Source organism: Pseudomonas sp. BP11-1-1 (genome assembly GCF_052112105.1).
Classification (GTDB): domain Bacteria; phylum Pseudomonadota; class Gammaproteobacteria; order Pseudomonadales; family Pseudomonadaceae; genus Aquipseudomonas; species Aquipseudomonas alvandae.
In genome coordinates this window covers 600,747-619,044 of record NZ_JAUTYU010000001.1, presented here as the reverse complement: position 1 = coordinate 619,044, position 18,298 = coordinate 600,747, and the positions used below count along the sequence as shown (strand labels likewise).

The following is an 18,298-nucleotide window of genomic DNA, read 5'->3' as shown; positions in this document are numbered from 1 at the left end:
TAGAGGCAAAGCAAGGATTATTCCTTGTCGAGCAAAAAACAACAAATCCGCAAGCTGACCGAATTTGTCCTTGTCATGACAGGGTTGCGAGGGAGTACCATGGGATCCAATTTTGTGTCGGGAAAGCCCTCGGAATGAGCGTAATCACCGAAGATAACTTCGTGTTTCCAGCATCAACTGCCTTGAAGCGCGAAGATTTGTTTCCCATTCGCGAAGTGGCACGGTTGACAGGAGTTAACCCGGTGACCTTGCGTGCATGGGAGCGCCGCTATGGCTTGATCCAACCCACGCGCACCGAAAGCGGGCACCGCCTGTATTCCCTGGGCGATATCGAAAAGGTCAGGAGCATTCTCGCCTGGATCGAGCGCGGGGTGGCCGTGAGCAAGGTGGGAAAGATTTTGGCGAGGACCGAGTCGGTGCCGCCAGTCTCCAAATTCATTTCCCCTGACTTGGTTCGTGCCGATTACAACCGATGGCAGCAGCAAGTGGCGGATGCGGTTGGTAATTTCGATGACCTGGCACTGGACCGCGTCTACGGACAGATTTTTTCCAGTTATGCCGTGCCGGTGGTATTCCAGGACATCCTGATGCCGCTCTGGCGAGAGTTGCTGCAACGCCAGCATGAGTTCGGGCAAACCAGCGAGTGGCTATTTTTCGACGCTTTCCTGCGCTCGCGCGTGATGCAGCGGCTACTGCTCAAGCGCGACGTTTCATCCCAACGAGTGTTGGTCAGCGCCATTGGCGGCCAGTGCCGAGAGTTGGAGCTGTTGGTAACGGCGCTGTTCGTGTGTAAGGCGGACGTGGGCGTCAGGCTGATGACTGTCGGCCAACCGTTTGACGAACTGATCCTGGTCTGCCAGAAGATCCAGCCCCTGGCATTGGTTCTGGTGTCCAATCACGCACCGGCGGTTGATCTACCCAAGCGCTTGAAGAAATTGGCGATGAGCCTGGATTGCCCGGTGATGCTGGCGGGTGACGCCTCAGACCTGGCGCAGGAAAGCCTGGCCGGCTCGTCGATTGGTTGCCTGGGGAACGAAGGAACGGAGATTCGCCAGCGTTTGCGTCAGTTTCTGGCGGGCAACCTGGACACTTGAAGGGCTTGCTACAAATGCATGGCCGGATGAGCCAGGCGGTGCTGCTGAAGGATGTACTGGCGCAGCCGCTCGGTTTCGTCCTGGTCGTGCTGGCTCAGGTGATAAGCGTACAGGCCTTGAGCAGTTTCCCTTTCAAACGTGCCACGCAGTGATATCCGCTCATAGCCCGATGGGCTGAACCACAAGGAAAACTGCTTCGGTGGTTTGGTGCGGTTGCGGATTTCCAGCAGTACGCCCTTGCAGGAAACCTCATGCACCCATAACGGGCCCGGCTGGCCGTTGACGTTTTCCAGCGCCACGGGCTCTTCGAGGGTCAGGCGCCATGGACGAATCTTCGGCCCATCCTCGTAGATGCTCGGCACGCCCAGACGAAGGTGCATGGCATGGAATTCATCTTCGACCAGATGCAACGGGAAGGTCATCTGCTGGTTTTCAAAGTTGGCCTGCAGCGTGACCTGCTCATTCGCCGCCAGGCGCGTCAGCAAATCCCGGATCTGGGATCCACCGTTTACCAGCAAGCTCGACGTGACATCCCGCTCATTCAATTGCGGGTTGTGCTGCATGGTCCGGATGAAATCAAGCTCATCCTGGGTCAGGAGGGCGTCGCGCTGCATAAAGATGGCTCGAAAAATATTTGCGTTATCACTGGTGATTGTAGTGACTGACCATTAATTCGCCGTTTTGTTTTCACCGCTCGTCGAATTAAATCGAGCAATGATCTCCCGGGCTTCGGCCAATTCTTTCTCCAGCTGGGCAACGCGCTGCTGGGCCTTCACCTGAGCGGTGACGTCTTTTTGCACCCCCACGAAATAAGTATGGCCGTCCGCCTCGTTTTTTACGGTGGACAGCGACAATTCATTCCAGAAAGGGGTGCCATCCTTGCGGTAGTTTCGCAGCACTTGTCGGCACGCACCGCCCTGTTTCAAGGCGGTGCGAATGGGCTCCAAGGACGGTTGGTCCCGGTCGCCTGACTGCAGGAAGCGACAATCCTGATAGAGGATTTCGTCGCGGCTGTAACCGGTCAGCCGTTCGAAGGCCGGGTTTACATAAATCAGGATGTTGTCATCGCCTTCTTTTTCGGCAATGACGATCCCGTCGTTCGATGCATTGATCACCAATTGCATCAGATGGGCGTTGATCATGAGTGCTCCAGCCTTGGACTTCCCTGACGCGCTGCATTCTAGAAGAACCCGAGGGGATGTCCACTGGCTGTTATCGGTTGTTGAGAGTCAATCGCAGCTTGAGCGCGCAGCCTGTTACCATGATCACTCTATTTATTCAGTTTCAGGATCAGACCGATGAAAGTCGCCATTCTTTCCGGCTCCGTCTACGGCACGGCCGAAGAAGTTGCCCGGCATGCCGCCCAATTGCTCGGTGACGCGGATTTCGAAACATTCCTCAATCCACGGGCAACCCTGGCGGACATCCAGGCGTTCGGACCGCAAGCCTTGCTCGCCGTTACGTCGACGACCGGCATGGGCGAATTGCCGGACAACCTGATGCCGCTGTATTCAACGATCCGTGATCAATTGCCCGCTTCATTTCGTGGACTGCCTGGCGCGGTGATCGGCCTGGGGGACGCCAGCTACGGCGACACGTTCTGCGGCGGTGGCGAGCAGATGCGCGAACTGTTTGCCGAGCTGGGGGTGAATGAAGTGCTGCCCATGTTGCGCCTGGATGCCAGCGAAAGCGTCACGCCGGAAACCGACGCCGAGCCCTGGTTGGCCGAGTTGATCGTCGCGCTACGTGGTTGAGCCACCTGCGGCGAGCACTGATGCTGACTCGCTCGGCCAGTAAGCTGGCTGCCAACGCAACTACCGACCTGGCGGGAGATGACTAGACTGGTTTCTTGTCCATGAAAACCATGGCCGTCTCCCTCATACATAAAAAAAGCCAGAGGTCATAGCCGTGAGCGTAGCGCCCATTCAATCGACACCCGGCATCAAGGATCAGGTCAGCGCAGCCGAATGGCAAACCCGAGTCGATCTCGCTGCGTGCTATCGGTTGGTCGCGCTGCACGGCTGGGATGACCTGATTTTCACGCATATCTCCGCGAAGGTCCCTGGCACCGAAGATTTCCTGATCAACCCATACGGGTTGATGTTCCACGAAATCACCGCGTCGAGCCTGGTCAAGATCGATCAGGCCGGCAACAAGTTGATGGACAGTCCCTACGAGATCAACCCTGCCGGCTACACCATCCACAGCGCGGTGCACGAGGTGCGGCACGATGTGACGTGCGTGCTGCATACCCATACTGCGTCTGGCGTCGCGGTGTCGGCGCAGAAGCAAGGCGTGTTGCCGATCAGCCAGCAATCGCTGTTCGTGCTGTCGAGCCTGGCTTATCACCCGTATGAAGGGGTCGCGCTGAACCCGGAAGAAAAGGCCCGCCTGCAAGCCGACCTGGGCGAGAGCAATTTCCTCATGTTGCACAACCATGGTCTGCTCACTTGTGGCGGGACCATTGCCGATACGTTCCTGATGATGTTCATTTTCCAGCGAGCCTGCGACATCCAGGTCATGGCCCAGACGGGCGGAGCCGAATTGATTGCCATCGAGCCGCAGGTATTGGCCGGCGCCCGGGCGATGGTCGCCGGCGTGACCAAAAGTGCCCAGGGCATGGGAGGCGCATTGGCCTGGCCAGCGCTGCTGCGCAAACTCGACCAGCAAGATCCAGGCTATAAAAGTTGATGCCCATGGTCCAAATCCCGTTGCGTATCTGGCGTCAGCGCGGCCAGACATTCATGTTTCGCGGCCACGCCATCCGCTATTGGACGGCCGGGCACGGCGAGCCGTTGCTGCTGATTCATGGGTTTCCGACCGCCAGTTGGGACTGGCATTACCTGTGGCAGCCGTTGGCACAGCGTTATCGAGTCATCGCCTGCGACATGCTCGGGTTTGGTGATTCCGCCAAGCCGACGGAGCATGTCTATAGCCTGCTGGAGCAGGCCGATCTGCAGCAGGCGTTACTGATTCATTTGAACGTGACGCAAGGGGTTCACGTACTGGCCCACGATTACGGCGACAGTGTGGCCCAGGAGCTGATTGCCCGGCATGGCGAGGCGCGTATTGACCTCGCCAGCTGTGTCTTCCTCAACGGTGGCCTGTTTCCCGAAACCCATCGTCCGGTGTTGATGCAAAAACTGCTGCTCAGCCCCTTGGGCTGGCTGGTTGGCCGGGCTTTCTGCAGGGACGGCCTGGTGAAAAGCTTTCGGCAGATTTTCGGTCCCTGGACCGGTCCCACCGAAAGCGAGCTGGATGATTACTGGAGCCTGGTCGAGACCCACCGCGGACCGCGAATCATGCACAAGCTCATTGCCTATATTCCCGAGCGCCGTGTACAGCGTGATCGCTGGGTCCGGGCGATGCAGAGCGGCGAGGTGCCGTTGCGGCTGATCGACGGGGCATTCGACCCGATTTCCGGTGCGCATATGGTGGCGCGTTACCAGGCGCTCATTCCCCATGCCGACACCGTGTCGTTGCCTCACATCGGTCATTACCCGCACACCGAAGCGCCGGTGCAGGTGCTCAATCACTACCTGGCATTTCGCGAGGCCATCGCCGCGCCCCACAAGCGAATGGCCTGTTCATGATGGGTTGCCTGCATCATCCCCGCACCTTATCGCCCAACATTCACTTTCAACCCAGTTGATTGTGACCAGCGGCCTTGTACCCGACACTTCCGTTCATTGTCCTACGGCCTGCTGGAGTTCTGCCCATGAATGAGTCTGTGCGCTTCGAAGATAAAGTCGTGATCGTCACAGGGGCCGGTGGTGGCCTGGGGCGTGCCCATGCGCTGCTGTTCGCAAGGCAAGGTGCGAAAGTGCTGGTCAACGACCTGGGTGGCTCGGCTCAAGGGGAGGGCGCCAACGCTTCGGCGGCCGACCGGGTGGTCGCCGAAATTCGCCAGGCCGGCGGTATTGCCGAGGCCAATCATGACTCAGTCACCGATGGCGACAAGCTTGTGCAAAATGCCCTCGACGCGTTTGGTCGCGTCGACGTCGTCGTCAATAACGCTGGCATCCTGCGAGACAAGACCTTTCATAAAATGGACGACGCCGACTGGGACCTGGTTTACCGCGTCCATGTCGAAGGGGCTTATAAAGTCACTCGCGCCGCATGGCCGCACATGCGTGAGCAGAATTATGGCCGGGTGATCTTCACCGCCTCCACGTCTGGCATCTACGGCAATTTCGGCCAGTCCAACTACGGGATGGCCAAGCTCGGTCTCTACGGCCTGACACGCACCCTGGCCATCGAAGGCCGCAAGAACAACATCCACGTCAATGCGATCGCTCCCACCGGTGGCACTCGCATGACTGAGGGCCTGATCCCGCCGCAGGTGTTCGAACAACTCAAGCCTGAACTCGTCAGTCCGCTGGTGGTGTACCTGGCCAGTGAAGCCTGCCAGGAAACCTCCGGGTTATTCGAAGTGGGCGGCGGCTGGATGGGCAAGGTGCGCTGGGAGCGCAGCCTCGGCGCCGGGTTCGATCCGCGCAAAGGTTTCTCACCTGAGGATGTCGCCGCCCATTGGCAACAGATTTGCGACTTCGAGGACGCGGTGCACCCGAACGACAATCTCGAAGCCCTGAAAGAAATGATGGCTAACCTGCAGCGCTACGCCGTTTAAGCTTGTCGCCCGGGCCGGTTGTCGTCGGCAGCGGCGACCGGTTCAGGGGAAGTACTTCTTCACCAGGGCGGCCAGGTTCGCGGCAGTCTCGATGTCCATTACACCGTCATGTTTCGCCGGACGGAAGTGCAGTTGGAAAGCCCGTACCAGTCGCTGGAAGCCTACAACCGTGGTGGCGGCCGACGTGTCGTAGCCATATCGCTTGAACTGCCCGACCAGTTGTTCCCGAAGGGGGATCCCATTGGCTTGGTACATCTGCATGAACGTATCCTGGGTAGCGTCATCGAACCAGGCCCCGATGCCCTTGAGATACAACGCGTGCCACGGAAACATCGGGCCGGGGTCGCTCTTTCGTCCCGCAGCGATGTCCGAATGTCCCACCACATTGACCGGACTGATGTCCGGGTATCGCTTGAGAATGTCCGATGCCAGGTATTCGATGGCCTCGATTTGCTGGGCCTTATAAGGCGGAAAGGTAAATTGGCCTTGGTTGTCAGTTGCCAGGTTGACGACTTCCACACCGATCGACGTGTCGTTCAAGTTGCTGCGATTACCCCAGCTGCTCACGCCGGCATGCCAGGCGCGTTGGTTTTCGTCGACCAGATTGAAAACCTGGGGGGCGGCAAAGCCCGCTTTCAAATAACCAGGATCGGCGAAGTCGGGTATGAGGTAATGGGCGCTGACGGAAGGGCCGGTCAACGTGTTGATCGAAGACTCGAAGTTGCCGGCCGTGTAATGAAACACCAGAAAGCGAATGCGGCTGTTATAAGATTTTTTTGAACGATAGCTTTGGTTATTTATGTACATGTCCATAACTCACCGTTAATGAATCGAAGCGAAATACTGCGATTGATTTCAGCGTAACAGTGAATTTTTGCCGGGCGCGTAGTTGCTTTCTGGCTGTGTTGTGGGAAGTGACGACAAACTCAACGTTTCGAATAAGGGCAACGAGGATAGATATTTCCGACGAAGTTGTAGGAAACAGGTAACTCGCGACATAACCCTAAATAAAAAAGGCCGCTGCAAAAAACGCAGCGGCCTAAACGTGACGTTGCAAAGGAGCTACAAATCAACGTCAGTGGACACGGGGATGATGGATCGATGTGCAATCCATCCGAATGACGGTGCGCCAGGCGCGAGGGACGCCGGACGACTTGTGCTTGCAGGCCCGTTGCCCTGCAAGCCCGGCCAGCATAGGGATCGGGCGCCGCGGGAAACAGCCCGGTTTCGGACATGCACTGTTGCGGTGCGCGCAACAGTCGTGACGGTCGGCATTGCTCATGCGCGGCGTTGATAACCCATCATCCAGCCTGTTCATGTCCCGCTCAGAGGCCGCTCCCGCATAGGCTGTAATCCTTTTTAGGTACAGCGCGAATACCCCCTTGGTGCGCTTATCGCCCATGACGTGCGGCAGTAGGGTGAAGGCTCTGTCACTCACCGGGGAAGACGCATGACAACAATAACAATGCGCGCCATCTTCAAGCCGCAGGCGCTGGCCGTCGCGGTGGCCTTGGGTTGCTGTGCCCAGGCGCAGGCCGTTTCTTTCAACATTGGCGAAATCGAGGGCCAGTTCGACTCCTCGCTGTCCGTTGGCGCGAGTTGGGGCATGCGCGATGCCGACAAGGATCTGGTCGGTACGGTCAACGGCGGGACGGGGCAATCCTCCACCGGTGACGATGGACGACTGAACTTCAAGAAGGGCGAGACCTTCTCGAAAATCTTCAAGGGCTTGCACGACCTGGAACTCAAGTACGGCGACACCGGTGTGTTCGTGCGTGGCAAGTATTGGTACGACTTCGAGCTCAAGGATGAAAACCGTGAGTTCAAGGACATCAGCGACAGCAATCGCAAAGAGGGCGCCAAGTCGTCAGGCGCGCAGATTCTCGATGCCTTCGTCTATCACAACTATTCCATCGCCGATTTGCCGGGCACCGTGCGCGCCGGCAAGCAGGTGGTCAGTTGGGGTGAAAGTACTTTCATCGGCAACTCCATCAACAGCATCAACCCGGTGGATGTCTCCGCGTTCCGTCGCCCGGGCGCGGAGATCAAGGAAGGCTTGATCCCGGTGAACATGCTGTTCGCCTCCCAGGGCCTGACCGACAAACTCACCATCGAAGGTTTCTACCAGTTGGAATGGGACCAGACGGTTGTCGACAACTGCGGGACGTTCTTTGGTAACGATGTGGTGGCTGATGGGTGTACCAGTGGGTACACGGTTGCCAGCCCGTTGATTGCGCCATTCGTGCCGTTGACCGAGACATTCGGGCAGGGCATCCAGGTGACCAGCGAAGGGGTTGTCATTCCTCGCGGCGGTGACCGCGATGCACGGGATTCCGGCCAGTGGGGCACTGCGTTGCGTTGGCTCGGCGATGACACCGAGTACGGCTTGTACTTCATGAACTACCACAGCCGTACGCCGACCGTGGGCACCACCACGGCAGGCCTTTCTACGTTGGCTGTGCTGGCGAACAATACTCCGGGGGGCATGCTTCCGATTGCAGAAACTATTGCCCAAGGAAGCAGTGGTGCCCTGGCACAAAGCGTAATGCTTGGTCGCGGTGGTTATTATCTCGAATACCCTGAAGACATTCGCCTGTACGGCGCAAGCTTCTCCACCACGCTGCCCACCGGTACCGCGTGGACCGGCGAGATCAGCTATCGGCCCAACGCACCGGTGCAGGTCAATACCAACGACCTGACCCTGGCACTCCTCAACCCGATCGCCGGCGGCGCCGCATCCCCCATCGCCACTTCGCCTGGAGCCGACAACACCGGGTACCGCCGCAAGGAAGTCACCCAGGTCCAGAGCACCCTGACGCACTTCTTCGACCAGGTCCTGGGCGCCGATCGCCTGACCGTGGTGGGCGAGGCGGCGGTCGTGCATGTCGGTGGCCTGGAATCGAAGGACAAGCTGCGTTATGGCCGCGACTCGGTCTACGGCCAGTACGGCTTCAACGGCGACACCGACGGTTTCGTCACCTCGACGTCCTGGGGCTACCGTGCCCGGGCGATCCTCGACTATTCCAACGTCATCGGCGGGGTGAACTTCAAGCCCAACGTGTCCTGGTCCCATGACGTGGCCGGCTATGGCCCCAACGGCCTGTTCAACGAAGGCGCCAAGGCCATCAGCGTGGGTGTCGATGCCGATTACCGCAACACCTATACCGCCAGCCTGAGCTACACCGATTTCTTCGGCGGCGATTACAACGTTCTCGAAGACCGCGACTTCCTCGCGCTTAGCTTCGGCGTGAACTTCTGATCTGGCTGACAAGGAAAACCCAATGCGCAAGATGATCCTGCAATGCGGTGCCCTGGCCCTGAGCCTGCTGGCCGCGAACGTGATGGCGGCGGTGTCGCCGGAAGAAGCGAACAAACTGGGCACCAGCCTGACGCCACTGGGGGCGGAGAAGGCCGGTAACGCCGATGGCTCGATCCCGGCCTGGACCGGCGGCATTGCGAAGAACGCCGGCGCCGTGGACAGCAAGGGCTTCCTGGCCGACCCGTTCGCCAATGAAAAACCGCTGTTCACCATCACCGCCGCGACTGTGGATAAGTACAAGGACAAGCTGTCCGACGGCCAGGTCGCGATGTTCAAACGCTACCCGGAAACCTACAAGATCCCGGTCTACCCGACCCATCGCAGCGTCGGCCTGCCACCGGAAGTCTATGAGGCGGCCAAGCGCAGCGCGCTCAATGTGAACGCGATCAACGACGGCAACGGCCTGGCCAATTTCACCGGCAACCGCTACTACGCGTTCCCGATCCCGAAGAATGGCGTTGAAGTGCTGTGGAACCACATCACCCGTTATCACGGCGGCAACCTGCGGCGTGTCATCACCCAGGCCACGCCGCAGACCAACGGCAGCTTCACGCCGATCCGCTTTGAAGAAGAGATCGCCGTGCCGTTCCTGATCAAGGACGCCGACCCGGAAAAAGCCAGCAACGTGCTGACCTATTTCAAGCAGGAGGTCACGGCCCCGGCGCGCCTGGCCGGCAACGTGCTGCTGGTGCATGAAACGCTGGACCAAGTGAAGGAACCGCGCCTGGCGTGGATCTACAACGCCGGCCAGCGCCGCGTGCGTCGCGCCCCGCAAGTGGCCTACGACGGCCCGGGCACCGCCGCCGACGGCTTGCGTACGTCGGACAACTTCGACCTGTTCTCCGGTGCGCCGGATCGCTACGACTGGAAACTGGTTGGCAAGAAGGAAATGTACATCCCGTACAACAGCTACAAACTCGATTCGCCGAGCCTCAAGTATGACGACGTGATCAAGGCCGGCCACATCAACCAGGACCTGACCCGCTATGAGTTGCACCGTGTCTGGGAAGTGATCGGTACGGTCAAGCCCAGCGAGCGGCACATCTACGCCAAGCGCCACATGTACATCGACGAGGACAGCTGGCAGGCGGCGCTGGTGGACCACTATGACGGCCGCGGCCAGTTGTGGCGCGTCGCCGAAGGTCATGCCCAGTTCTACTACGACCACCAGAACCCGGGCTACACGCTTGAAGCGCTCTACGACATCATCGCTGGCCGCTACATCGCCCTGGGGATGAAGAACGAAGAGAAGCATGCGTACGTCTATGGCTTCGAGGCTCGTGCAGCCGACTACACCCCGGCGGCGCTGCGGTCGAGTGGGGTTCGCTAAAGCGGCTGGCACTGTGGCGAGGGAGCTTGCTCCCGCTGGGCCGCGCAGCGGCCCCAATCGCCCCTAGGAGAAATACGCAAATCGAAGACCGGCAGCCGAGCTGCCGGTCTTTTTTTTTATGGCCGCCAATCAGCGCGCTGAATACTTCTCCTAAGGTGGTCGACAGAGGTCTAGGGTGAAGGAACAACAATAAAAGGGACCTTGCACAATGACCGCCATGACTCCGTGTCCGGACCGTCCTGGGCTGTTGCCTCGCCTGTCTTCGACGCATGTGTCGCGCCGGTCGTTGAGCGAGCCCCTGCTGGCGTCCGAGGCCCGAGTCAAGCTGCTTTGCGCGCCGGCCGGCAGCGGCAAGAGCGCATTGTTCGCCGAATGCTTCTTGCAGGCCCCGGCTGAATGCCGGTTGCACTGGCTGCCGTTGGCAGGCGCGGCACTCGATGCCGCGCAGCTGTGTGAATGCCTGGCGCAAGCCCTTGGCCTGCCCGTCACGGATGAGGCAAGCCTGTCGGCCCATCTGGCCCGTTTGCAGGCCCCCACGTGGCTGTTCCTGGACGATTATTGCCGGGTGCCCAATCCTGAGCTGGACCAATTGCTCGACCGTCTGTTGAACGCCAGCAGTCCCGCGCTGCACCTGTGGCTCAATGGCCGCCGGCGCCCTCACTGCAACTGGCCGCGCCTGTTGCTCGATGACGAACTGTACGAGTTCGACGCGAAAGCCCTGGCGTTTGGTGTCGAGGATGTCCAGCAATTCCTCCGTCATCTGCCCGGCCCACTGGCGGCCCGCACCGCCCGCGAAGTCATCCAGCGCAGCGGTGGCTGGTGCGCCGGGGTACGCATTTCATTGCTGGAACGTTGTGAATGGGCGCGTCGTCACGCCGCGCCGGGGCGTCCCGGTACATTGCTCGATTACCTGGAATACGAACTGTTCGGCACCCTCACGCCCGAGCTGGCCCAGGCCTGGCGGGTGCTGGCGCATCTGCCGCGCTTCAATGCCCGACTCTGTGAGCATCTGTTCGGTGACACCGTGGGGGCTGAGTGCCTTCCCCTGTTGCGGGACCTGGGCTGTTTTATCGAACCGTGGGAGGCGTCTTCGGACTGGCTGCAGATTTTCCCGCCGCTGGCCCGGCTGGTGCGCGATGAACCTTGGCCCCAGGGGCGTTCCTGGCACCGACGGGCCTGCCAATGGTTCGCCGCCGAACAGGATTGGCCCATGGCGTTCGAGCAAGCCATGCAGGCCGGGGAGTTCGAGGCCGCCGTCAGTTTCCTGCAGCATTTGAATTTCGAGCATGTGTTGCAACGCAGCAACGTCCAGCTCTTGCTGAACCTGCACGACCAGCAGGGTGAAGCGCTGTCGCTCGGGACCGCGCAATCGGTAGGCCTGGTGACCACGGCCTTGATGTTTGCCGGACGTTTCGACCAGGCCGAGGCCTGCATCGAACAGTTGGTCAAATTCATGCCCCAGCCCCTGGCTTGCCAACAGCGACAGTTGATTGCCCGATGGCAGGTCCTGCGTGGATGGTTGCTGCACCTTCGAGGCGACGGCGAACAGGCCCGCGAGCATTTTCTCCACGCCCAGGCCAGCCTGGGCCCCGACGCCTGGGCGCTGCGGGTGTTGTGCCTGATTGGTCAGACACAGCAGGCGTTGCTCAAAGGTGAATTGGCGTCCGCCCAATGGATCAATCGCCAGGCACTGTGCCTGGCGCGCGCGCAAGGCTCGCTGGTATTTGAAGGCCTGCTCGAACTGGATCATGCCCAGGTCCTGGAGCAACGGGGGGCTCCTCACCGGGCCGATCACCTGCTGGGTGCAGTCCAGGCACTGCTTGATAAGCCTGGGCAGGATTTTTCCGCGTTGCTGGGAAGAATCGCCCTGCGTCGTGGACGACTGTCCTTGCGAATGGGCCTGGATGAGCAGGCCGACGAGCACTTTCAGGCGGGCCTGGAAACGGGGCTGCGCAACCAGGACAAACAGGTGCTCTATGGCTTTCTTGGCAAGGCCTGCCTTGCCGCCAACCAGGGCGATTATGGCGAGGCGTTCATGCAGCTTCGCGACGCCGAACGCATCATGCAGCAGCGGCACATTCCCGACACGGTGTACCGTGGCGTATTGCTGCAAACCAGTTGTCAGTTCTGGCTGCAACAGGGACGCCCGGAACTGGCCCATGAAGTACTGACTCGCGTCTTGCGGCATTTTTGCGGACCGCAGGCCAAGCAGGCGCCGCCCGCCACCCTGGAACTGATCCCGCGTCTTGAGTACCTGCTGGTGCTGACCGAGGTCTATCTGCATCGGGCGCAGGATGCCCAGGCCCGGCTCAAGGACATGATCACCCAGGCGCAACGCTGTGAAATGCACGGTCTGGAAACCGAGTTGCACCTCGCCCTGGCTGAGGTGACCTGGCTGACCGGCGATCGCTCCCAGGCGCGCGCGCTTCTGCAGGAGGGTCTGCAGCGTGTCGCCTGTTGGCGAGCGCAACAGGCCCTGCGCGAGCTGCGCTTGCGTCAGCCTGAACTGTTGCGCTGGTTTGAATCGGCCGGACACATCGAGCAGCCAACCGTGCAGACCGAAGAGACCCTGCTCAGCCAGCGTGAGTTGGAAGTGCTGGAATTGATCGCGCAAGGTTATTCAAACCAACAGATCGCCGAGCAGTTGTTCATTTCATTGCACACCGTAAAAACACATTCGCGTCGAATTCACAGCAAGTTGGGTGTACAGCGGCGTACGCAAGCGGTTGCCAAGGCGAAAGTGATGGGCGTCATGAATTAAGCTCGGGACGTTTTACTCATACTTACACTTGTTTGGGAAGTAACGGAGAACGTTTGATGTATAAGTGTCGGGCTTACATTGAAAAGGGAGTTTGGTTAGTCCCGGATTTCAATAAAAAAGTAAGTCGCCGTAACAGGCGCCATCAACGGAACGAACATGAAGTTCGTAACCAATACCGAACAAGGATGTTTATGTACGCACCATTATTTTCTTCATATTCGCAAAAGCTTCTTGCCTTGAAAGCAACCCGCGTCGATTTCGCCGTGGAGATCTTGCTGGGGCAGGCGTTGGATGGGTTGAACGTCAATCCACACAACAGCTATCTAAATATTTTGGAAAGCTCGTCCAGCGCCGAGTTTGCTCGTTCGATCACCTTGTTTGAAGAAGCGCTGGCGTGTGTCGAAAGAAAGTCCAGCCCGACCTACACGCAAGGCGTCAGCGAGATTTTCAGCAAGCGCTACTCCTTCGCCAATGAAGATCGGATCAAGGCGCTGAATCTTGTTGCCTTTGAAAAGATCGTCGCCGATATCGTTTCGAGCCTGACTGACGAACCGTCGATGGCGTTGTCCCGCACTCGCCTGAGGCCTCTGGCTGTAGAGGAAGTGGAGATGGCGTTGAAGTTTCATTTGCCTGGCGTCGATCTGAATAGCATCTATGTAACCGATTTTGCCACAGATGACTTTGGCGATCGGATCATCACCTCATCCGCAAAGCTGGTAGATCAGCTGCTGGGGTACTTCGACAATGATGAGATTCCCTGCCATGGAAGGGATGGCGCGGTCTATTCGGTCCCCTACAGTGGCAAGGAGGAGCATCGGCATCCACAGTTGACCGCCGGATACCTTAACGACCTGCTGATCAAAGTCTTACCGGGCTTCCTGATCTGATCCGGGATCGGTCTCATAGCCCATCCGCCAGCTCACGGCCCGGGTCGCCGCCAACAAGCGTTGCGCCGCCGGGCCGTTCTCATCGGCATGAAACAGCGACGTCGGGCCGACAATGGTCATGACCGCCGTGACGTGGCCCATGGCGTTGAAAACCGGCGCGGACAACGCGTCTACCCCGGGCATCAGCAAACCGTGGACATGATGCAGGCCGCGTTGACGTATTTGTTCGCACAGCGCCGCGTAGGCCTGGTCATCTGCCAGCGGATGAGCGCGGGCGGCGCGGACTTCCTCGTCACGCAGTCCGACGGTTTCGCGCTCCGGCAAGTAGGCGCTGAAAACCAGGCCCGTGGATGAACTGAGCAACGGCAAGACCGAGCCCAGTTGCGTCACCACGGTGACGGCTCGCACGGCCGGTTCGATCCGTACCACGGTCGCGCCGTGGTTCCCCCACACTGCCAAGAAACAGGTTTCGTTCAAGTCGTCGCGCAGCTCTGCCAAGGGCAGGGCGGCCACTTGCAGCACGTCCATGCCGTTCAAGGCCGCCAGCCCCACGCGCAAGGCTTCGCGACCCAGGCCGTAGTGGTTGGTGGCGGTGTTCTGTTCGGCGAATCCGCTGGCGATCAAGGCCTGCAGATAGCGATGGACCTTGCTCGCCGGCATCTGCACGTGTTCGGCCAGGCGCGACAACGATGTGGAGGGGGAGAGTTCGGCCAGCGCCTTGAGGATGTCGGTGCCGACCTCGGCCGAGCGGACTTTCTGTTTACCGTTGCTGGGCAGGTTTTCCATGGAAGTGCGGGTCCGGAGGGCGAATGGGCGTCTTTATAGCTTGACGGTCGCTGCCGAGCAAATTACGTTATGCGTAATTGGATTACGATAAAAATAACCCGGTGCGCCTCGAACATTGCACGATGTGATGGGCCGCATCCCAGGAGGCTCCATGAACCTCGATTCCACGGCGTCGGATCTGGCTTATCTGTCTGGCTTCGGTAACGAGTTTTCCAGCGAAGCGCTGCCTGGCGCCCTGCCGGTTGGCCAGAATTCTCCGCAGAAAGCAGCGTACGGCCTGTATGCCGAACTGTTTTCAGGCACCGCTTTCACCATGGCCCGCAGCGAAGCGCGGCGAACCTGGATGTACCGCATCCGACCCTCGGCCAATCATCCGGCCTTTGCCAGGCTTGATCGTCAGTTGGCGGGTGGTCCACTGGGTGAGGTCACGCCTAATCGCCTGCGCTGGAACCCGCTGGAGATCCCTGCGCAGCCGACCGATTTCATCGACGGGCTGGTGCGTATGGCGGCCAACGCCGGTTCGGACAAACCGGCGGGCATCAGCCTCTATCACTATCGCGCGAACTGCTCCATGGAACGGGTGTTCTTCAATGCCGATGGCGAATGGCTGGTCGTGCCGCAGCTCGGGCGCTTGCGGATCGTCACCGAATTGGGTGTGCTGGAGCTGGCGCCGCTGGAAATTGCCGTGCTGCCGCGAGGGCTGAAGTTGCGCGTCGAGCTTCTCGACCCGCAGGCCCGCGGCTACATCGCCGAGAACCATGGCGCGCCATTGAGATTGCCGGACCTGGGGCCTATCGGCAGCAATGGCCTGGCCAATCCACGGGATTTCCTGACGCCCGTCGCCCATTACGAAAACCTCGCGCAACCGACCACGCTGGTACAGAAGTTCCTGGGTGAGTTGTGGGCGTGCGAGCTGGATCATTCACCGTTCGACGTGGTGGCCTGGCATGGCAATAACGTGCCGTACAAATATGACCTGCGCCGATTCAACACCATCGGCACGGTCAGCTTCGACCACCCGGATCCGTCGATCTTCACCGTGCTGACTTCTCCCACGAGTGTCCACGGCTTGGCAAACCTCGATTTCGTGATCTTTCCGCCGCGCTGGATGGTGGCGGAAAACACCTTCCGTCCGCCGTGGTTCCACCGCAACCTGATGAATGAATTCATGGGCCTGATCCAGGGCGCGTACGATGCCAAGGCCGAAGGTTTCCTGCCCGGAGGCGCATCGTTGCACAGTTGCATGAGTGCCCATGGTCCCGACGGCGAAACGTGCACCAAGGCCATCAATGCCGAACTCAAGCCGGCGAAAATCGACAACACCATGGCGTTCATGTTCGAGACCAGCCAAGTGCTGCGCCCGAGCCGCTTCGCCCTGGATTGCCCTCAATTGCAAACGGACTACGATGCCTGCTGGGCCTCGTTGCCAGTCACGTTCGACCCGACCCGGAGATAATCCATGACACACGTTTCCTCCACCCGCAGTTGGATCGCCTCCGCCAACGGTCATGCCGACTTCCCGCTGCAGAACCTGCCGCTGGGCATTTTCAGCATCGCTGGCGGCGCCCCGCGGAGCGGCGTTGCCATTGGCGAGCGGATTTTCGATCTGCAGGCAGCGTTGCAGGCAGGCCTGTTCGAGGGCGCGGCAGGCGATGCGGTCGCGGCCATGGAAGGTGGTCAACTGAACGCTTTCTTCGACCTGGGCCGCACCGCCCGGGTCGCCCTGCGTGAACGGCTCCTGGAGCTGCTGCGCGAAGACAGTCCGCTGCGGGACAAGATCGAAGCCCAGGGTGACAGCCTGTTGCCCCGTGCGGCGGATTGCCAGATGCACCTGCCCGCAAAAATCAACGACTACACCGATTTCTACGTCGGCATCGAGCACGCGCAAAATGTCGGCAAGCTGTTCCGGCCTGACAATCCGCTGCTGCCCAACTACAAATACGTGCCCATCGGCTACCACGGTCGCGCCTCGACGGTCCGCCCTTCCGGCACCGATGTGCGCCGCCCGAAGGGCCAGACCTTGCCGGCTGGCCAGACCGAGCCGACCTTTGGCCCGTGCGCGCGCCTGGACTATGAGCTGGAACTGGGCATCTGGATCGGCCAGGGCAACGCCTTGGGCGAGCCCATCGCCATCGGCGATGCTGCCGAGCACATTGCCGGTTTCTGTCTGCTCAACGATTGGTCGGCGCGGGATATCCAGGCCTGGGAATATCAGCCGCTGGGGCCGTTCCTGTCGAAAAGTTTCCTGACCAGTGTCTCGCCCTGGGTGGTCACCGCTGAAGCCTTGGAACCGTTCCGTCGTTCCCAACCGGCGCGTCCCGAGGGCGATCCGCAGCCGCTGCCATACCTGCTGGACAAGCGTGACCAGGCCGGCGGTGCATTCGACATCGAGTTGGAGGTGCTGCTGCTGACCGAAACCATGCGCGAACAAAACCTGCCAGCCCATCGGTTGACCCTCAGCAACACCCGATACATGTATTGGACCGTGGCGCAGATGGTGGCGCACCACAGCGTCAACGGCTGCCAGTTACAGGCAGGTGACCTGTTTGGCTCGGGCACGTTGTCGGGGCCGGAAAACGGTCAATTCGGCAGCCTGCTGGAAATCACCGAGGGCGGCAAGAAGCCGATCGAATTGGCGTCCGGTGAAGTTCGCAAATTCCTCGAGGATGGCGATGAAATCATCCTGCGCGCGCGTTGCAGTCGTGACGGCGTGACGTCCATCGGCTTTGGCGAATGCCGCGGCAAGATCCTGCCGGCACGGTGAGGAGCGGGGCATGGAACTCTATACCTATTACCGGTCCACTTCGTCGTATCGGGTGCGTATTGCCTTGGCGCTCAAGGGGCTGGATTACCAGGCCCTGCCCGTCAACTTGATCGCCCCACCGGGGGGCGAGCATCGCCAGCCGGCGTACCTGGCGATCAATCCGCAAGGGCGGGTACCGGCCCTGCGCACTGATGAGGGCGCGCTGCTGGTGCAATCGCCGGCGATCATCGAATACCTGGAAGAGCGTTATCCACAGGTGCCGCTGCTCAGCAACGACCTTGCGACCCGCGCCCACGAACGGGGTGTCGCGGCGTTGATTGGCTGCGATATTCATCCCCTGCACAACGTCAGCGTGCTCAACAAGCTGCGCAAGTGGGGACACGACGAAGCGCAGGTGGCGGAGTGGATCGCGGGTTGGATCAGCCAGGGGCTGACGGCGGTGGAGCAGTTGATTGGCGATGACGGCTATTGCTTCGGCGCGCTGCCAGGCATCGCGGATGTGTACCTGATCCCGCAGCTGTACGCGGCCGAGCGGTTCAATGTCTCGTTGCAACCGTATCCGCGAATCCGGCGGGTTGCGGCGTTGGCGACCGGACATGCGGCGTTCCAGAAGGCGCATCCGGCGAATCAGCCTGACACCCCGGCTTGAAATTGGCGCAAGCCGGCTTACCGTCATCGCGAGCAAGCTCGCTCCCACACAGATGGCGCCAGACCCAGGCTCTCTGTG

The 18,298-nt window shown here is 60.1% G+C and carries 16 protein-coding genes; 12 read left to right on the top strand and 4 right to left on the bottom strand.

The annotated features are described in order from the left end of the window. The first annotated feature begins 134 nt into the window (after nucleotides 1-134). Nucleotides 135-1,094, top strand: a complete 960-nt coding sequence (locus Q7C33_RS02670) for a MerR family transcriptional regulator (RefSeq protein ID WP_407682799.1) — start codon at nucleotides 135-137, stop codon at nucleotides 1,092-1,094. An 8-nt stretch (nucleotides 1,095-1,102) separates the two neighbouring features. On the opposite strand, the gene Q7C33_RS02665 is transcribed toward Q7C33_RS02670, so the two are convergent. Together Q7C33_RS02665 and Q7C33_RS02660 are read right to left on the bottom strand one after the other, a co-directional pair. Beyond that, complete coding sequence (locus tag Q7C33_RS02665) at nucleotides 1,103-1,708, bottom strand: hypothetical protein (protein ID WP_030139890.1); 606 nt, start codon at nucleotides 1,706-1,708, stop codon at nucleotides 1,103-1,105. 54 nt (nucleotides 1,709-1,762) lie between these two features. Then, on the bottom strand, nucleotides 1,763-2,236 hold the full coding sequence (locus tag Q7C33_RS02660) for a PAS domain-containing protein (RefSeq protein WP_030139891.1): 474 nt from the start codon (nucleotides 2,234-2,236) through the stop codon (nucleotides 1,763-1,765). 156 nt (nucleotides 2,237-2,392) lie between these two features. Here Q7C33_RS02660 and Q7C33_RS02655 point away from each other — a divergent pair, with 156 nt between their 5' ends. From Q7C33_RS02655 to Q7C33_RS02640, 4 genes are all read left to right on the top strand, one after another. Further along, on the top strand, nucleotides 2,393-2,848 hold the full coding sequence (locus Q7C33_RS02655; protein WP_030139892.1) for a flavodoxin: 456 nt from the start codon (nucleotides 2,393-2,395) through the stop codon (nucleotides 2,846-2,848). Nucleotides 2,849-3,002: 154 nt separating this feature from the next. Further along, complete coding sequence (locus Q7C33_RS02650) at nucleotides 3,003-3,785, top strand: class II aldolase/adducin family protein (RefSeq protein ID WP_030139893.1); 783 nt, start codon at nucleotides 3,003-3,005, stop codon at nucleotides 3,783-3,785. Then, nucleotides 3,785-4,687, top strand: coding sequence for an alpha/beta fold hydrolase (locus tag Q7C33_RS02645; protein WP_407682798.1), 903 nt, complete (start codon nucleotides 3,785-3,787; stop codon nucleotides 4,685-4,687). Before Q7C33_RS02650 ends, Q7C33_RS02645 begins: the two co-directional genes overlap by 1 nt. A gap of 125 nt (nucleotides 4,688-4,812) precedes the next feature. Continuing rightward, nucleotides 4,813-5,724: an SDR family oxidoreductase gene (locus tag Q7C33_RS02640; protein WP_181287629.1), complete on the top strand. Its 912-nt coding sequence runs from the start codon at nucleotides 4,813-4,815 to the stop codon at nucleotides 5,722-5,724. Nucleotides 5,725-5,766: 42 nt separating this feature from the next. Here Q7C33_RS02640 and Q7C33_RS02635 read toward each other — a convergent pair whose 3' ends face one another. Continuing rightward, entirely contained in the window at nucleotides 5,767-6,531 is a 765-nt protein-coding gene (locus Q7C33_RS02635) for an N-acetylmuramoyl-L-alanine amidase (protein ID WP_407682797.1), read from the bottom strand. 643 nt (nucleotides 6,532-7,174) lie between these two features. On the opposite strand from Q7C33_RS02635, the gene Q7C33_RS02630 reads away from it, so the two are divergent. The 4 genes from Q7C33_RS02630 to Q7C33_RS02615 all read left to right on the top strand — a co-directional run bounded on the left by Q7C33_RS02630 (nucleotide 7,175) and on the right by Q7C33_RS02615 (nucleotide 14,021). After that, nucleotides 7,175-8,983, top strand: coding sequence for a DUF1302 domain-containing protein (locus Q7C33_RS02630; RefSeq protein WP_407682796.1), 1,809 nt, complete (start codon nucleotides 7,175-7,177; stop codon nucleotides 8,981-8,983). A 22-nt stretch (nucleotides 8,984-9,005) separates the two neighbouring features. Next, nucleotides 9,006-10,373 carry a DUF1329 domain-containing protein gene (locus tag Q7C33_RS02625; protein ID WP_181287636.1) on the top strand — a complete coding sequence of 456 codons (1,368 nt, stop codon included), beginning with the start codon at nucleotides 9,006-9,008 and terminating at the stop codon, nucleotides 10,371-10,373. 208 nt (nucleotides 10,374-10,581) lie between these two features. Next, nucleotides 10,582-13,134: a LuxR C-terminal-related transcriptional regulator gene (locus Q7C33_RS02620; RefSeq protein WP_407682795.1), complete on the top strand. Its 2,553-nt coding sequence runs from the start codon at nucleotides 10,582-10,584 to the stop codon at nucleotides 13,132-13,134. 191 nt (nucleotides 13,135-13,325) lie between these two features. Next, complete coding sequence (locus Q7C33_RS02615; protein WP_030139900.1) at nucleotides 13,326-14,021, top strand: hypothetical protein; 696 nt, start codon at nucleotides 13,326-13,328, stop codon at nucleotides 14,019-14,021. Here the strand turns inward: Q7C33_RS02615 and Q7C33_RS02610 are convergent. Then, nucleotides 14,001-14,807, bottom strand: a complete 807-nt coding sequence (locus Q7C33_RS02610) for an IclR family transcriptional regulator (RefSeq protein WP_030139901.1) — start codon at nucleotides 14,805-14,807, stop codon at nucleotides 14,001-14,003. The two genes, Q7C33_RS02615 and Q7C33_RS02610, sit on opposite strands and share 21 nt — an antisense overlap. 151 nt (nucleotides 14,808-14,958) lie before the next feature. On the opposite strand from Q7C33_RS02610, the gene hmgA reads away from it, so the two are divergent. From hmgA to maiA, 3 genes are read left to right on the top strand one after another with little or no spacing between them, the layout of a single operon-like run. Further along, nucleotides 14,959-16,263 (top strand): homogentisate 1,2-dioxygenase, encoded by a 1,305-nt coding sequence (gene hmgA, locus Q7C33_RS02605; RefSeq protein ID WP_407682794.1) that lies wholly within the window; start codon nucleotides 14,959-14,961, stop codon nucleotides 16,261-16,263. Nucleotides 16,264-16,266: 3 nt separating this feature from the next. Then, entirely contained in the window at nucleotides 16,267-17,571 is a 1,305-nt protein-coding gene (gene fahA / locus Q7C33_RS02600) for a fumarylacetoacetase (RefSeq protein WP_407682793.1), read from the top strand. A gap of 10 nt (nucleotides 17,572-17,581) precedes the next feature. Further along, on the top strand, nucleotides 17,582-18,220 hold the full coding sequence (gene maiA / locus Q7C33_RS02595; protein ID WP_030139904.1) for a maleylacetoacetate isomerase: 639 nt from the start codon (nucleotides 17,582-17,584) through the stop codon (nucleotides 18,218-18,220). Nucleotides 18,221-18,298: the final 78 nt, after the last annotated feature.

Bases quoted from the DNA above. Each gene is read 5' to 3' on its own strand.
- Q7C33_RS02670 (WP_407682799.1), top strand. From the start codon at position 135: ATGAGCGTAATCACCGAAGATAACTTCGTGTTTCCAGCATCAACTGCC.
- Q7C33_RS02665 (WP_030139890.1), bottom strand. From the start codon at position 1,708: ATGCAGCGCGACGCCCTCCTGACCCAGGATGAGCTTGATTTCATCCGG.
- Q7C33_RS02660 (WP_030139891.1), bottom strand. From the start codon at position 2,236: ATGATCAACGCCCATCTGATGCAATTGGTGATCAATGCATCGAACGAC.
- Q7C33_RS02655 (WP_030139892.1), top strand. From the start codon at position 2,393: ATGAAAGTCGCCATTCTTTCCGGCTCCGTCTACGGCACGGCCGAAGAA.
- Q7C33_RS02645 (WP_407682798.1), top strand. From the start codon at position 3,785: ATGCCCATGGTCCAAATCCCGTTGCGTATCTGGCGTCAGCGCGGCCAG.
- Q7C33_RS02640 (WP_181287629.1), top strand. From the start codon at position 4,813: ATGAATGAGTCTGTGCGCTTCGAAGATAAAGTCGTGATCGTCACAGGG.
- Q7C33_RS02635 (WP_407682797.1), bottom strand. From the start codon at position 6,531: ATGTACATAAATAACCAAAGCTATCGTTCAAAAAAATCTTATAACAGC.
- Q7C33_RS02630 (WP_407682796.1), top strand. From the start codon at position 7,175: ATGACAACAATAACAATGCGCGCCATCTTCAAGCCGCAGGCGCTGGCC.
- Q7C33_RS02625 (WP_181287636.1), top strand. From the start codon at position 9,006: ATGCGCAAGATGATCCTGCAATGCGGTGCCCTGGCCCTGAGCCTGCTG.
- Q7C33_RS02620 (WP_407682795.1), top strand. From the start codon at position 10,582: ATGACCGCCATGACTCCGTGTCCGGACCGTCCTGGGCTGTTGCCTCGC.
- Q7C33_RS02615 (WP_030139900.1), top strand. From the start codon at position 13,326: ATGTACGCACCATTATTTTCTTCATATTCGCAAAAGCTTCTTGCCTTG.
- Q7C33_RS02610 (WP_030139901.1), bottom strand. From the start codon at position 14,807: ATGGAAAACCTGCCCAGCAACGGTAAACAGAAAGTCCGCTCGGCCGAG.
- hmgA (WP_407682794.1), top strand. From the start codon at position 14,959: ATGAACCTCGATTCCACGGCGTCGGATCTGGCTTATCTGTCTGGCTTC.
- fahA (WP_407682793.1), top strand. From the start codon at position 16,267: ATGACACACGTTTCCTCCACCCGCAGTTGGATCGCCTCCGCCAACGGT.
- maiA (WP_030139904.1), top strand. From the start codon at position 17,582: ATGGAACTCTATACCTATTACCGGTCCACTTCGTCGTATCGGGTGCGT.